Origin of the sequence: Nocardioides sp. NPDC057772, assembly GCF_042798075.1 — a bacterium.
GTDB lineage: Bacteria > Actinomycetota > Actinomycetes > Propionibacteriales > Nocardioidaceae > Nocardioides.
This window is the reverse complement of record NZ_JBHVKN010000044.1, coordinates 16,767-30,066: the sequence shown is the minus strand read 5'-3', so window position 1 is coordinate 30,066 and position 13,300 is coordinate 16,767. Positions and strand designations below refer to the sequence as shown.

Annotated in this window: 14 protein-coding genes and 1 pseudogene; 10 read left to right on the top strand and 5 right to left on the bottom strand. The window is 69.3% G+C overall.

Annotation, left to right across the window (positions count from 1 at the left end; translation table 11 throughout):
* A partial coding sequence (locus ACFVJS_RS10465) for an FAD-dependent oxidoreductase (RefSeq protein WP_378879213.1) occupies positions 1-134 on the bottom strand: 134 nt, incomplete at its 3' end.
* Positions 135-301: 167 nt separating this feature from the next.
* On the opposite strand from ACFVJS_RS10465, the gene ACFVJS_RS10460 reads away from it, so the two are divergent.
* From ACFVJS_RS10460 to ACFVJS_RS10450, 3 genes are read left to right on the top strand one after another with little or no spacing between them, the layout of a single operon-like run.
* On the top strand, positions 302-1,060 hold the full coding sequence (locus tag ACFVJS_RS10460) for a GntR family transcriptional regulator (protein ID WP_378879210.1): 759 nt from the start codon (positions 302-304) through the stop codon (positions 1,058-1,060).
* Complete coding sequence (locus tag ACFVJS_RS10455; protein WP_378879207.1) at positions 1,057-1,758, top strand: phosphonatase-like hydrolase; 702 nt, start codon at positions 1,057-1,059, stop codon at positions 1,756-1,758. The genes ACFVJS_RS10460 and ACFVJS_RS10455 overlap by 4 nt, the downstream gene beginning before the upstream one ends.
* 46 nt (positions 1,759-1,804) lie before the next feature.
* Positions 1,805-2,017, top strand: coding sequence for a hypothetical protein (locus tag ACFVJS_RS10450; RefSeq protein WP_378879204.1), 213 nt, complete (start codon positions 1,805-1,807; stop codon positions 2,015-2,017).
* Here ACFVJS_RS10450 and ACFVJS_RS10445 read toward each other — a convergent pair.
* Positions 2,014-3,249 carry a PucR family transcriptional regulator gene (locus tag ACFVJS_RS10445; protein ID WP_378879202.1) on the bottom strand — a complete coding sequence of 412 codons (1,236 nt, stop codon included), beginning with the start codon at positions 3,247-3,249 and terminating at the stop codon, positions 2,014-2,016. The genes ACFVJS_RS10450 and ACFVJS_RS10445 overlap by 4 nt on opposite strands.
* A gap of 223 nt (positions 3,250-3,472) precedes the next feature.
* On the opposite strand from ACFVJS_RS10445, the gene ACFVJS_RS10440 reads away from it, so the two are divergent.
* Complete coding sequence (locus tag ACFVJS_RS10440; protein WP_378879201.1) at positions 3,473-5,794, top strand: molybdopterin cofactor-binding domain-containing protein; 2,322 nt, start codon at positions 3,473-3,475, stop codon at positions 5,792-5,794.
* Between the two features lie 9 nt (positions 5,795-5,803).
* Positions 5,804-6,295 carry a (2Fe-2S)-binding protein gene (locus tag ACFVJS_RS10435; RefSeq protein WP_378879199.1) on the top strand — a complete coding sequence of 164 codons (492 nt, stop codon included), beginning with the start codon at positions 5,804-5,806 and terminating at the stop codon, positions 6,293-6,295.
* 95 nt (positions 6,296-6,390) lie between these two features.
* On the opposite strand, the pseudogene ACFVJS_RS10430 reads toward ACFVJS_RS10435, so the two are convergent.
* Positions 6,391-6,684 (bottom strand): annotated as a pseudogene (locus ACFVJS_RS10430) (MTH1187 family thiamine-binding protein); the annotation flags it as partial.
* Between the two features lie 88 nt (positions 6,685-6,772).
* On the opposite strand from ACFVJS_RS10430, the gene ACFVJS_RS10425 reads away from it, so the two are divergent.
* The 3 genes from ACFVJS_RS10425 to ACFVJS_RS10415 all read left to right on the top strand — a co-directional run bounded on the left by ACFVJS_RS10425 (position 6,773) and on the right by ACFVJS_RS10415 (position 8,615).
* A complete protein-coding gene (locus ACFVJS_RS10425; protein ID WP_378879197.1) occupies positions 6,773-7,000 on the top strand; it encodes a hypothetical protein in 228 nt (75 codons plus the stop codon).
* The gene (locus ACFVJS_RS10420) at positions 6,997-7,683 is read left to right on the top strand and encodes a hypothetical protein (RefSeq protein WP_378879194.1); all 687 of its coding nucleotides are present in this window, start codon (positions 6,997-6,999) and stop codon (positions 7,681-7,683) included. The genes ACFVJS_RS10425 and ACFVJS_RS10420 overlap by 4 nt, the downstream gene beginning before the upstream one ends.
* A 125-nt stretch (positions 7,684-7,808) precedes the next feature.
* Positions 7,809-8,615, top strand: a complete 807-nt coding sequence (locus tag ACFVJS_RS10415) for an endonuclease/exonuclease/phosphatase family protein (RefSeq protein ID WP_378879191.1) — start codon at positions 7,809-7,811, stop codon at positions 8,613-8,615.
* 70 nt (positions 8,616-8,685) lie between these two features.
* Here the strand turns inward: ACFVJS_RS10415 and acnA are convergent, their stop codons facing one another.
* On the bottom strand, positions 8,686-11,373 hold the full coding sequence (acnA, locus tag ACFVJS_RS10410) for an aconitate hydratase AcnA (RefSeq protein WP_378879188.1): 2,688 nt from the start codon (positions 11,371-11,373) through the stop codon (positions 8,686-8,688).
* A gap of 286 nt (positions 11,374-11,659) precedes the next feature.
* Here acnA and ACFVJS_RS10405 point away from each other — a divergent pair, with 286 nt between their 5' ends.
* On the top strand, positions 11,660-12,031 hold the full coding sequence (locus ACFVJS_RS10405; protein ID WP_378879186.1) for a hypothetical protein: 372 nt from the start codon (positions 11,660-11,662) through the stop codon (positions 12,029-12,031).
* Positions 12,018-12,431 carry a hypothetical protein gene (locus ACFVJS_RS10400; protein WP_378879183.1) on the top strand — a complete coding sequence of 138 codons (414 nt, stop codon included), beginning with the start codon at positions 12,018-12,020 and terminating at the stop codon, positions 12,429-12,431. The genes ACFVJS_RS10405 and ACFVJS_RS10400 overlap by 14 nt, the downstream gene beginning before the upstream one ends.
* On the opposite strand, the gene ACFVJS_RS10395 is transcribed toward ACFVJS_RS10400, so the two are convergent.
* A complete protein-coding gene (locus ACFVJS_RS10395) occupies positions 12,428-13,246 on the bottom strand; it encodes an arylamine N-acetyltransferase (RefSeq protein WP_378879180.1) in 819 nt (272 codons plus the stop codon). The two genes, ACFVJS_RS10400 and ACFVJS_RS10395, sit on opposite strands and share 4 nt — an antisense overlap.
* Positions 13,247-13,300 lie beyond the last annotated feature (54 nt).

Genomic DNA, 13,300 nt, shown 5'->3' with positions numbered 1-13,300 from the left:
CGCTCGTCGCGTTCGATGAGGTGGACTCGCAGGCCGCGCGCCAGTCCTTCGGCGGCATGAGCGAGGCCGACGATCCCGGCGCCGATGACGACGAGGTCGGCAGCCGTGTCGGTGGAGGTCGTTTGAGTTGGCACGGCCCGAACACTTCTGTCTCACGGGAGACCCGGTCAACACCTCGGGCCAACATGTACAGACAAGTTAACCGGTCGTTTTCCTGCATCCCATGGCGGCTCACCAGCGTTCTCTCCATGTTCACAATGGGAGCGCTCCAACTTGTCTGATCAAGTTGTAACCTGCTCGCATGAGCCGCCCGCTGCACACCCAGGTCGCCGAGGCCATCCGCGCCCGGATCATCGGCGGCGAGCTGCCGACCGGCGCCCCGATCCCTTCGGAGGCACAGTTGTGCGAGCAGTTCCGGGCCTCCCGTGGCACGATCCGTACGGCACTGGCGACCCTGCGCCGCGAAGGCCTGCTCAGCGGCGGCCAGGGGCGTCCGCCGACCGTGCGCGACACCGCGCTCGGCCAGCCCTTCGAGCAGCTGATCTCGTTCAGCGCCTGGGTCCAGCAGATCGGCCACACCGCCGGCCAGCGCACGATCGAGGTGGCCCGCCGTGGCGCCACCGCCGCCGCTGCCGAGGCGCTCGGCATCGACGAGGGCGACCCGGTCGTCGACGTGCTCCGGTTGCGCCTCCTCGACGGCCACCCCGCGATGCTGGAGCGCAGCACCTTCGTCGAGAGCGTCGGGCGGCTGCTCTTCGACTTCGATCCCGACTCCGGATCGCTCTACGCCCACCTCACCAACGCTGGCGTCGACCTGCACGGGGCCCGGCACACCATGGACGCGGTCGCCGCCGACGAGACCGACGCCGACCTGCTCGACATCGCCGTCGGCAGCCCGCTGCTGCGCGAGCGCCGCCGAGCGACCGCCACCGACGGCACGCCTCTGGAGTACGCCGACGACCGCTATCGGCCCGACCGCGTCACCTTCACCATCGACAACACCCGCCCGTCCACGGCGGGCATCCGCACCGACGTACGCATCCTCAAGGAGATCTCGTGACCGCCCCCACGCCCAACGCCTTCGATCTTGCTGCCCTCGACATGGCCGGCACCACCGTCGACGAGGGCGGTCTCGTCTACGACGTGCTCGAGTCGACCGTCGCCGACGTCGCCGACCAGCCGGTCCCCCACGAACTGCTGCTCCGGTGGAAGGGCACCTCCAAGTGGGAGGCGATCCAGGGGCTGCTCCGTGGACTCGGCCAGGACCCGAGCACCGCTCAGGTGGACAAGATCTTCGACGGCTTCGGCGAACGCCTGGTCACCGCCTACCGCGAGACCCCGCCCCAGCCGTTCCCGGGCGTGCCCGAGATGTTCGCGACGCTGCGCTCGCGCGGGGTGAAGGTGGCACTGCAGACCGGCTACTCCGCCGAGATCGCCGCCGCCATCCTCGACGGCCTCGGCTGGACCGTGGGCCCCGGGGCCGACTCGACCGTGGACGCCGTCGTCACCTCCGACCTCGTCGCCGCCAGTCGCCCCGCCCCCTACCTCGTCTTCCACTGCATGGAGGCCACCGGCGTCACCGACGTACGCCGCGTGCTGGTCGCCGGCGACACCCCCAACGACCTCGGCGCCGGCACCAACGCCGGGGCCGGCTTCGTCGTCGGCGTCGCCACCGGCTCCTTCACCCACGACCAGCTCGCCACCGCGCCCCACACCCACCTCCTCCCCTCCACCGCCGACCTGGCGACACTCCTGTGAGCCGTGGTCCCTTGACTGGGCACAAACCAAGGCAAAGACTGACGTCATGGCACTGACCAAAAAGCAGAAGAAGGCGATCCTGACCACCGGCGCGCTCGCGGCCCAGGCAGCGGTCGCCCCGATGATCCTGCGTGACCTGCAGAAGCGTTCCGACGACGAGATCCGCGGACCGCGGGTCCTGTGGCGACTGTGGGGCAGCACCAACCTGCTCGGCGCGGCGGTCTACTGGTTCTACGGCCGCAAGCCGGCCTCGGTCTAGGCCTTCGCGACACCTCGAGGCTCGGTGAGGAGCCGGATCGCGAAGATCAGCTCCTCGACGTCGGCGAAGCGGCGCAGGTCGCAGCCGGTGCGCTCGGCGATGCGCTCGAGCCGGTGGTAGGCGGTGTTGACGTGGACGTGCAGCCGCTCGGCGGCGAGCTTGGCGTTCAGGTCGCAGGCGACGTACGCCAGCATGGTCTCGATCATCACGCTGTCCCGCGCGAGGTCCTCCTCGACGAACTGGCGCAGCGCGGGGCGCACCAGACGGCGGGCCGTCGGATCCTCGCGTAGCACCAGGTAGTCGATCGTCGAGATCATCGACAGCGCCATCACCCCGGGGTCGGCTCCGAGGACGTCGCGAGCGATCGCCGCCTCCGCGTACGCGGCGGGCACGGCGCCCAGACCGGTGTGCACCGTGCTGGCGCCCACGGCCAGCTCGAACCCCTCCCGGGCGAGCTGGCGGTGGAGGCGGCGCAGGTCGGGCACGATCGTCCTGACGTCGTCGGTGGCCACAGGCAGGATCCCGACGAGCTGCTCCTGGCGGATCACCATGACCCCCTCGCGCGAGGGTCCCAGCTCCGTACGCACGTGCCGCAGCGCCTCCCGCAGGCTCCATCCCGGGCGCAACGGCTGCACCGGCACCGCGACCAGGGCGATGACCCGGTCGTCGGGCTCGAGACCGCACCTGCGGGCGACCTCGAGCATCGGCCCCGGCCGGAGGCCGCGACCGGCGAGCAGGTCCTCGACCAGGTCCCGGCGGATCCGGTCGCCCTCGGCGAGCTCGACCTGATGAGCGGCAAGGTAGGCCTCGGCCGCGACCGTACTCCCGACCTCGATCACCTGCATCACGTGGGAGGCCACCGGCAGCGCCGCACGGCTGGTCTCCGGGTCAGCGGCGGCGATCTCCACGATACGTTCCCACAGCGCCACCTGGCCGATGCGGAAGGCCTGCAGGAAGTCGGCGAGCGCGACCCCCTGGCGAACCCGGCGAGTTGCCTGGTCAACGGTGAACTCGAAGTCCTCGCGCACGGCCGCGCGCCCCTCCTCCAGCGTGGTGAGCACCGCCAGGAAGACCGCCTCGGCGTGGTCGCCGACCTCCTTGCGCAGCTCGGGGTCGGGGCTGACGGCATAGGCCGGCACCTGATCCCAGTTGTGCTTCAGGAACAGCTCCACGGTGTGCGGGAGGTCCTCCCTGATGCCCGCGACGATGCGTCTGATCGGCTCCGTGCTCATCGCGCTCCCTCGTGTTTCGCTGGCGGTTGCGCCATCAACCAGATCAACGCGTCAGTGTGGCGACAGTCACGCCTCCGCCGGTGTGTGATCTGTCTCCATCCGGGGTGTCGCGCCCTCACACATTTCCCGACGCGCCCTTCCCAACCGAGATCTGGCTGGTGAATGGTGCTATGTGTCGGGGGTCACAAAACTCGGAACCTGCCCACGCCAGGAGTGATTGCACATGGGGATGCACAACCCGGAGGGCCCTGCTCGGGTCTCCAGACGCTCGTTCGTCGGATACGTCGTCGGCGGCGCGACGCTGATCGCCGCAGCTGATCTGGGCCTGGCGCCGCCCGCGGCCCACGCGGCGCCGATCCCGTCGGTGCCGCAGATCCCCGAGCTCTACGACCTCAACGACTTCCTGACCCACTGTGCGGCGCCGACCTCGAACCTGATCGCGATCGAGGTCGACGAGAAGGGGCACGCTCACTTCGCGCTGCCGCGGATGGAGGTCGGGCAGGGCATCACCACGGCCGTCGCCATGCTGATCGCCGAGGAGCTGGACCTCCCGGTCGACCACGTGCACGTGACGCTGGCGCCGGCTCGCCCGGAGCTGCTCTTCAACCAGCTGACCGGCGGCTCCAACACGATCATCTCGATGTACACCCCGGTCCGCGTCGCCGCCGCGATCGCTCGCAAGGCGCTCCTCGAGGCGGCCGCCATCATGCTCGGGGGCACGGTGGCACAGCTGGTCTCCAAGGGTGGCGTGATCAGCGCTCCGGACGGGTCCTCGGTGACCTACGGCGAGGCGGCCGCGAAGGCGGCCAAACCGACCACCGAGAAGGTCGAGGTCGAGCTCAAGGAGACCTCCGAGCACACCGTCGTCGGCAAGCCCCACCGGCGCGTCGACGCCCGTGCGGCCGTGACGGGCAAGAAGAAGTTCGCGATGGACCTCGACATCCCCGGCGCGCTGCCCACGATGGTCTGCCGGGCGCCCGAGCTCAACGGCACCCCGGCCGAGATCCGGAACAAGGGCGAGGTCGAGAAGATGCCGGGCGTCACCCACGTGGCGATGATCCCGACCGGCGTCGCGGTGCGGGCCAAGACCTTCGGGCAGTGCATCGACGCCGTACGCGCTCTGGATGTCACCTGGAACTCCGGCACCGTGACCACGATGTCGGCCGACGACGTCCGGGCCGAGCTCAGGGCCGGGCAGATCCCGCTGGCTGTGCCCAAGGTCGGCGCCACCTCCGTCGACGGCGAGTTCACCTTCCACTTCCGCAGCGGCTCGGCTCTCGAGCCCAACTGCGCGGTCGCCGACGTACGCGGGGACTCGGCGACGATCTGGGGCGGGCTGAAGTCGCCGATCGACGCCCAGGGCCGGGTTGCGAAGGCGGTCGGCCTGAGCCAGGACAAGGTGAAGGTCAACGTCGTCCAGGGCGGCGGGTCCTTCGGGCGCAAGCTCTTCAGCGACGCCGCCGTCGAGGCCGCGCACGCGTCCAAGGCGTTCGGCGCACCGGTCAAGTTGATGTGGCACCGCGCCGACGAGCCGCGCCAGGGCCGCGTGCACCCGATGGCGGTCTCCCAGATCCGGGCGACCGTGCTGGCCGGCAGCGTGCTCACCTTCGAGCAGCGCCACGCCAGCGTGGCCTGCGACTTCACCCACGGCCTGGGGGAACGGCTGACCGCCGAGGTGGCAGCGCTGCCGCCCGGGCTCTCGAACCTCAGCTTCTCGGAGTCGATCTTCCTTCTCGCCACCGAGCTGCCCTACAACTTCGGGGTCATCACCCAGCTGCTCAACGAGCCGAAGCCCGCGGTCGACCGGTTCAACACCAGCTCGGTGCGCAACATCTACTCCCCCGACGTCGCCACCGCCAGCGAGCTGATGGTCGACCAGCTCGCCAAGAAGCTGAAGCAGGACCCGGTCACCTTCCGGCGCAACTACCTCAAGAGCGACGTGGTCAAGCGAGTGCTCGACCGTGCCGCCGAGATCGGTGACTGGGGACGCTCGATGCCCGCCGGCACGGCTCAGGGCATCGCCATTCACAAGGAGTACAAGGGCGCCACCGCCGTCCTCGTCGAGATCGACTGCCGCCCGGAGACGGTCAACCGCAAGGTGCGCGACGCGGTCACCGGACCTCGGGTCACCAAGGCGGTCATGGTCGCCGACGTCGGCCTGGTGATCAACCCGGCCGGGGTGAAGGCCCAGATGATGGGCGGCTTCTCCGACGGGATGTGCCAGGCGCTGACCTACAGCAACCACCTGGTCGACGGCCACTTCCTGGAGGCCAGCTGGGACAACTCGGCCTACACCCGGCAGTGGAACACCCCGTTCGAGTTCGAGTGCGAGGTGATCGAGTCGCACGGCAGCCAGCCGGGCGGTGTCGGCGAGGCCGGCGTGGCCGCCTCGATGGCCGCGGTCGCCTGCGCCTACGCCCGCGCGACCGGTGAGATGCCCACGGAGTTCCCGATCAACTTCCGCGAGCCGCTCCACTTCGAGCCCAAGTCCTTCATCCCGTCCGTCCCCGAGTCGCCGACCGACGGCCTCGCCTACACGTTCTGAGGTTCTGCGATGCCCACTCACACCTTCCAGCTCAACGGCGAGTCCGTCACCGTCGACGTCGAGGACGACGTACGCATCCTGTGGGTCCTGCGCGACATCCTCGGTGTCACCGGCCCGAAGTACGGCTGCGGCATCAACGTCTGCAAGGCCTGTACGTCGCACATCAACGGCAAGGCCTTCAACCCGTGCTCGGTGCGGGTCGCCGACATCGGCGCCGACGACGAGATCACCACCATCGAAGGTCTCGCCGACACCGCGCCGGGTGAGGGCCTGCACCCGATGCAGGAGGCCTGGCTCGAGCACGACGTCGCCCAGTGCGGCTACTGCCAGCCCGGCCAGATCATGGCCGCCGTCGCCCTCGTCAACAAGGTGCGCGAGGAGGGCCGAGCCATCACCGAGGACGACCTCGACACGATCCGCAACGTCTGTCGCTGCGGCACCTACTCCCGGATCCGCGAGGCCATCAAGACCGGCCAGGAGGCGATGGCCCGGGGGCTCTAGCCCTGGTCGGTGCCCGAGAGCTCCTGCTCCGCGCTTCGCGCGGTCGCTCTCTCGCTCGGCACGAACGGACGAGCAATCTCGCCGCTCGGCCTCGCTACGAGCGTCTCGATCCGCTCGACCTTCGCGGTGAGCTGGCCGGTGTAGCCGGGCCGGATGTCGGCCTTGAGCACCAGCCCGACCCGCGGGGAGACGGCGGCGACCGCGTCGACGCACTGCTTGATGACACCCATGACCTCGTCCCACTCACCCTCCAGGTTGGTGAACATGGCGTTGGTCTCGTTGGGCAGTCCGGACTCGCGGACGATGCGGATCGCCTCCGCGACGGAGGCGGCCACCGAGCCGTCGGGGTCGTCGGTGGTCGTCGGGGCGATCGAGAAGGCGACGAGCATGTCGAAACAGTATCCAAACGCTTCCCGCGGCTGCATATAGTGGCGCCGCCGGGGGCCGAAGGTGCCACAGCCGGTGAGAGAGGAACCGATGAGTGAAGGACTCGACCGGCTCGCTGCCACGCTCGGCGTGCCGGCCACGCGGCTCGCGCCGCTGGAGGCGTACGACGACCAGCAGCTGGACCGGTTCAACGATCTGGTGCGGGACGCGATGACGGCGGAGGACAAGGCCTTCGACGCCTCGCTCGACGAGGCGCTGAAGCTGGTGCCGAAGATGCTGCGTGGGGTCGTCCAGAAGATGCTCGGAGGCGCCCGATGACCGCTCTGACCAGTGCGCTGGAGATCACCAAGCTCGCCCACGAGATGCAGGTTGACGAGGCCGAGCTCGCCTTCCTGTCCACGACCTCCCCCGCAGACCTCCGCGACCTGCGCGCGATCGTCTCCCACTCGATGTTCAGCCGCAACGAGTCGCGGGTGAAGGGGCTGGCCGCGGTCAGCAAGAAGCTGCCGGCGGCGGTCACCGCGAAGATCACCGAGATCGCGATGGGCCCGATGCTCAGCGCCCGCGTCGCCGCGGTGATGGACCCCGCCGACGCCGCGAAGCTGGCCGGCCACCTGAAGCCGGAGTTCCTCGCCCAGCTCTCCGTCCACCTCGACCCGAGCCGGGTCGAGGCGATCATCGCCAGGCTCGACCGGAGCCTGGTGGTCGATGTCGGCCGCCGGCTCCTGGCCGACGGTCATGTCCTCACCCTGGCCAGGTTCACCGGCGTCGTCGGTCCGGAGACGTCGCTCCAGGTGATGGACGGCGCCTCCGGTGAGGAGATCCTCCAGGTCGCGCTCTTCCTCGACGACACCTCCGTGCTCGACCCGATCATCGCCGGCCTCTCCGACGAGACCTTGGCCGAGGTGGTCGCCGCCACCGGCGACCAGGGCGAGGCGGCCGACGCGCTCTTGGCCACCCTCTCCGAGGACAGCCGCGCCAGGATCGCCTCGCTCGCCTGAGAGATCGCGCGGGTCGCGGGCCCCGGTGACGTCACGGCGCCCACCGGGGTTCGCTCACGTGAGCGTTGTCTGAACGACTCCCGGGTAGCCTTCCGCACAGGCGGGAAGCCTGATTTCGTCGGGCCGTGAACACTCCACGCTCTCTTGTCGTCCGCGTCCTGACCGCGCTCGCCCTCATCGCGCTTCCCGCGCTCACCGCCGCGGGCCCGGCCCAGGCCGCCACGCACGGGAAGCCCGCTCAGGTCGGTGCGCCGTACTCCCTCCTGCAGATGAACCTCTGTCTCAGCGGCGGTGCCCGCTGCTACCCCGGCACCGAGTACCCGAAGATCCTCGACGAGGCCGTCGAGCGCATCCAGGAGAACGACGTCAACGCGGTGACCTTCAACGAGGCCTGCAGCGGCGACGTCGAGAAGATCGCCGAGCGCACCGGCTACCACATGCGGTTCGCGACCGTGCTCTACCCGACGGATCCCTACCGGTGCAAGACGCCCGGCGGCCGCGGCGTCTTCGGCAACGCCGTGCTCACCAAGGACGCCATCATGAGCTCCCAGGACGGGGCGTACTCGCGCTGGAACGGCTCCGAACAGCGCCGCTGGCTCTGTGCGACCACCGCGCGCGGCGTGGACGTGTGCACCACCCACCTGTCCACCGACGGCGAGGCCGACCCGGCCTCCGCCAACAACCTCCAGTGCGGCGAGCTCCGCGCGGTGCTCGAGTCCCGCGCGAATCCGACGATCTTCGGCGGCGACATGAACCGGCAGGCCTCCTGCGCCCCTGAGGGCTTCTGGACGCTCACCGACGACGACGCCGTGCAACTGCCCGGCATCCAGCACATCTACGGCGACATCGGCGACCCGACCCTCGAGATCGAGCGCGCCACCTACACCGATCACGATGTGATGATCGCCCGCACCGTCATCCCCAAGCCCTGATCGGTCTTCTGGAATAGGACGCGGAACGGCCCGCCACCCTCTCGGGTGACGGGCCGTTCGCTCACCAGGGTCAGTTGTTGACCAGGCTGCGCAGGACGTACTGCAGGATGCCGCCGTTGCGGTAGTAGTTGGCCTCACCGGGGGTGTCGATGCGGACGACCGCGTCGAACTCGACACCGGTGTCGGTGGTGACCTTGACCGTCTTCGGGGTGCGGCCCTCGTTGAGCTCGGTGATGCCGGTGATGGAGAAGGTCTCCTCGCCGGTCAGGCCGAGGCTGTCGGCGTTCTGGCCCGCCGGGAACTGCAGCGGGATGACACCCATACCGATGAGGTTGGAGCGGTGGATGCGCTCGAACGACTCGGTGATGACGGCCTTGACGCCCAGCAGCGAGGTGCCCTTGGCGGCCCAGTCGCGCGAGGAGCCGGAGCCGTACTCCTTGCCGCCGAGGACGACCAGCGGGGTGCCGGCCGCGGCGTAGTTCTGCGCGGCGTCGTAGACGAAGCTGACCGGAGCGTCGGGCTGGGTGAAGTCGCGGGTGTAGCCACCCTCGGTGCCCGGCGCGACCTGGTTCTTGATCCGGATGTTGGCGAAGGTGCCGCGGATCATGACCTCGTGGTTGCCTCGGCGCGAGCCGTAGGAGTTGAAGTCACGCTGCTCGACACCGTGCTCGAGGAGGTACTTGCCGGCGGGCGAGTCCTTCTTGATGTTGCCCGCAGGGCTGATGTGGTCGGTGGTGACCGAGTCGCCCAGCTTCAGCAGGACGCGCGCACCCTCGATGTCGGTGACCGGCGCCGGGGTCTTGGCCATGCCCTCGAAGTAGGGGGCCTTGCGGACGTAGGTCGACTCCTCGTCCCAGGTGAAGGTGTCACCGGTCGGGGTCGGGAGGTTCTGCCAGCGCTCGTCGCCCGCGAAGACGTCGGCGTAGTCCTTGGTGAACATGTCGGAGGAGATCGCGGTGGCGATCGTCTCCTCGACCTCGGCCGGGGTCGGCCAGATGTCCTTGAGGAAGACGTCGTTGCCGTCCTGGTCCTGGCCCAGCGGGTCCTCGAACAGGTTCATGTTCATGTTGCCGGCGAGGGCGTAGGCGATGACCAGCGGCGGCGACGCGAGGTAGTTCATCTTCACGTCGGGGTTGATACGACCCTCGAAGTTGCGGTTGCCGGACAGGACCGACACGACGGCGAGGTCGTTGTCGTTCACCGCGGCGGAGACCTCGGGGATGATCGGGCCCGAGTTGCCGATGCAGGTCACGCAGCCGTAGCCGACGAGGTTGAAGCCGACCTTCTCCAGGTAGGGGGTGAGCCCGGCCTTGTCGTAGTAGTCGGTGACGACCTTGGAGCCCGGCGCCAGGGTGGTCTTGACCCACGGCTTGCGGGTCAGGCCCTTCTCGACGGCCTTCTTCGCCAGCAGCGCGGCGCCGATCATGACCGACGGGTTGGAGGTGTTGGTGCAGGAGGTGATCGAGGCGATCGTGACCGCGCCGTTCTCCAGCTCGAACTCGGTGCCGTCGGCCAGCTTGACCGGGACCTTCGCGTCGGTCGCCGAGGTGTAGCTCGGAAGGTGACCCTCGAAGGACGTCTTGGCGTCGGTGAGCTCGACGCGGTCCTGCGGACGCTTCGGCCCGGCGATGCTCGGGACGACGGTGGAGAGGTCGAGCTCGAGCTTCTCGGAGTAGCGCGGCTCGGCAGCCGGGTCGTGCCAGAGGCCCTGCTCCTTGGCGTACTTCTCCACCAGGGCCAACTGCTCCTCGGAGCGGCCGGTGAGCTTGAGGTAGTTGATGGTCTCCTCGTCGACCGGGAAGATCGCGATGGTGGAGCCGAACTCCGGCGACATGTTGCCGATGGTGGCGCGGTTGGCCAGCGGCAGCGCGGTCACGCCCGCGCCGTAGAACTCGACGAACTTGCCGACCACACCGTGCTTGCGCAGCATCTCGGTGATGGTGAGCACCAGGTCGGTGGCGGTCGAGCCCTCGGGCAGGTCGCCGTGGAGCTTGAAGCCGACCACGCGCGGGATCAGCATGGAGACCGGCTGGCCGAGCAGCGCGGCCTCGGCCTCGATGCCGCCGACGCCGAAGCCGAGGACGCCCAGGCCGTTGACCATGGTGGTGTGGGAGTCGGTGCCGACACAGGTGTCGGGGTAGGCCTGCAGCTCGCCGTCGACCTCACGGGTGAAGACGGTGCGGGCCAGGTGCTCGATGTTGACCTGGTGGACGATGCCGGTGCCCGGCGGGACGACCTTGAAGTCCTCGAAGGCGGTCTGGCCCCAGCGCAGGAACTGGTAGCGCTCGCGGTTGCGCTCGTACTCGATCTCGACGTTGCGCTCGAAGGCCTCCGGCGTGCCGAAGACCTCGGCGATCACGGAGTGGTCGATGACCATCTCGGCCGGCGAGAGCGGGTTGATCTTGGTCGGGTCGCCACCGAGCTCGGCCGCGGCCTCGCGCAGCGTGGCCAGGTCGACGATGCAGGGCACGCCGGTGAAGTCCTGCATGATCACGCGCGCCGGCGTGTACTGGATCTCCTTGTCGGGCTCGGCGGTCTCGTCCCAGCCCGCCAGGGCCTTGATGTCGTCGGCGGTGATGTTCGCGCCATCCTCGGTGCGGAGGAGGTTCTCCAGCAGCACCTTCAGGGAGAAGGGCAGCGACGCGACGTCGAGGCCCTCACCCTTGACCGCATCCAGGCGGAAGATCTCGTAGGACTTACCGTCCACGTCCAGGGTGCTCTTGGCACCGAAGCTGTCCTTGCTGGCCAACGCGTTCATCTCCTTGCTCGCGTCCACAGTGACGTACGTTCTCAAGTCTTTGGAGCCCATCCTGCCCCGGCCACCCACGCCGGGAAAACAAAGGCTCACCTAACCCTTTGCGGCGGTCACCCGCCCGATCTCTTGATATCAAGATACATGATGTCGAACGACAATTCGAATCACCCGGCGCGCCGTGTTGTGACCACCGCCGCTGACAGCGATCCTCGGATGCACCATGATGGGTCCGACCGGGCCACCCGTCGGGCCGCAAACTCGTCGGGCACGAAGTGATGCGAGGAGAGCGTTGAGCACCCTGATCGCCGTCGTGGCGCTGGTGATCGCCGTGGCCGCCGCCGCTGTCGCCTGGCGCCTGCGGCGCGCCAACAAGGCGCTGCGTGCCGAGACCATCGGCCTGCTGTGGCGCCTGGAGCAGGCCGACATCTCGGCGCCGCGCACCGCCTACGCCGACCTTCCACCCGAGGACCGGCTGCTGAGCATCCGCATCCTCAACCCGCTCGAGCTGGCCTCCGCCCAGACCAAGGCGGCCACGATGCTCCACAAGGTGCGCCCGGCACTGCTCTCGAAGATGGTCTACGACCAGGCGGCCGAGTCGCTGCGCGAGCGGCTCGCCGACGAGGGCGTCGTGGCCGAGGTGAAGGTCCATGCTGGTCGCTAGCCTCGCGCTGATCGCCGCTGTCGGCTCCGCCGTCGTCGTCGGCCTCGCCTTCGCGGAGCAGCGCCGACTCGATCGGGCGCTGGAGGACGTACGCCTCGGGGACCTGAAGGCGCGCACGTCCCGCGCCGAGGCCGAGCGCGCCGCCAACTGGCTCAGCCCGATCACCGACCCCTTCGCGGAGGCGACCCGCTCCGTCGCCGGCGCGCTGGCGCGGGTGGTCCCCTCCTCCGGCCGGCGCGGCACGCGCGTCCTCAACGCGATGCCGGCCACGACCACCGGCGAGCTGCTGGGCACCCTCGGACCGCACCTCGACGAGGCCGTCCTGGACCGCCGCCAGCTCATCACCGACCTCTCCGACGATCCGACGATGGCGATGCGGATCGTCGTCGACGAGCGTTAGTCCAGACTCTCCAGCCGCGCGCGGAGGCGCGCGCGCTCGTCGTCGGTGAGCGGCACCTCGAGCTCCTCGACGTAGCCCATCACCTCGTCGATCCCGATCTCGCGGTGCTCGGTCTCCTCGCCCGGGCGGCGGATGGTGACGGTGTGGTTGGTGAGGCTGACGTGTCTGTCCGCGAGCAGCTTGGTCACGATCAGACGGTGGCGGAAGTGCACCGTCGGGTGCGTACTGGTGTAGTGGTGGCCGAGCGCGACGTCGCTGGGCACGACCAGCGCCTCGTCGTGGGTGTGCATCAACTCCCAGCCGTCGTCCTTGGCCCGTTCCAGCGCCCAGCCGTGCTCGCCCCAGCGCACCCGGTGGGCGATGCCTCGGACCTCGTCGACGGCACCGTCGACCATCGGGATCGGCCGCCACACGCTCAGCCCGAACCCGGGGTCGGCCAGCAGCCGCTCGCCGTCGAGGTCGACCACGACCACCAGGTGCGTACGTCCCGCCGCGGTCGGGTCGGGACCCACGCGCGCGAGCCGCCGCTCGACGGCGAAACCGAGCCGGTCCAGCACCGCCCCGAGCAGCGTCCCGTGCTCGAAGCAGTAGCCGCCTCTCCCCCGCCCCACGAACTTCGCCTGCACGTCGGGCAGGTCGACTCCGGGATGCTGGTCGAGCAGCACGTCGATGTTGTCGAAGGTGAAGGTGCGCAGGTGGGCGTCGTAGACCTCCTCCAGCGCCTCCCGTGACGGCCCTGGCGGCTCGGTCACCCCGATCCGCTCCAGATATGCCGTCAGGTCGAGCCGGTCGGTGCCCCACAGATCATCGCTCACGGCAGCATCTCAACGCCGATGGCCGAGACGCGCAACTGATATCGACGCGTCAGA

Bases quoted from the DNA above. Each gene is read 5' to 3' on its own strand.
- ACFVJS_RS10460 (WP_378879210.1), top strand. From the start codon at position 302: ATGAGCCGCCCGCTGCACACCCAGGTCGCCGAGGCCATCCGCGCCCGG.
- ACFVJS_RS10450 (WP_378879204.1), top strand. From the start codon at position 1,805: ATGGCACTGACCAAAAAGCAGAAGAAGGCGATCCTGACCACCGGCGCG.
- ACFVJS_RS10445 (WP_378879202.1), bottom strand. From the start codon at position 3,249: ATGAGCACGGAGCCGATCAGACGCATCGTCGCGGGCATCAGGGAGGAC.
- ACFVJS_RS10440 (WP_378879201.1), top strand. From the start codon at position 3,473: ATGGGGATGCACAACCCGGAGGGCCCTGCTCGGGTCTCCAGACGCTCG.
- ACFVJS_RS10435 (WP_378879199.1), top strand. From the start codon at position 5,804: ATGCCCACTCACACCTTCCAGCTCAACGGCGAGTCCGTCACCGTCGAC.
- ACFVJS_RS10425 (WP_378879197.1), top strand. From the start codon at position 6,773: ATGAGTGAAGGACTCGACCGGCTCGCTGCCACGCTCGGCGTGCCGGCC.
- ACFVJS_RS10420 (WP_378879194.1), top strand. From the start codon at position 6,997: ATGACCGCTCTGACCAGTGCGCTGGAGATCACCAAGCTCGCCCACGAG.
- acnA (WP_378879188.1), bottom strand. From the start codon at position 11,373: ATGAACGCGTTGGCCAGCAAGGACAGCTTCGGTGCCAAGAGCACCCTG.
- ACFVJS_RS10400 (WP_378879183.1), top strand. From the start codon at position 12,018: ATGCTGGTCGCTAGCCTCGCGCTGATCGCCGCTGTCGGCTCCGCCGTC.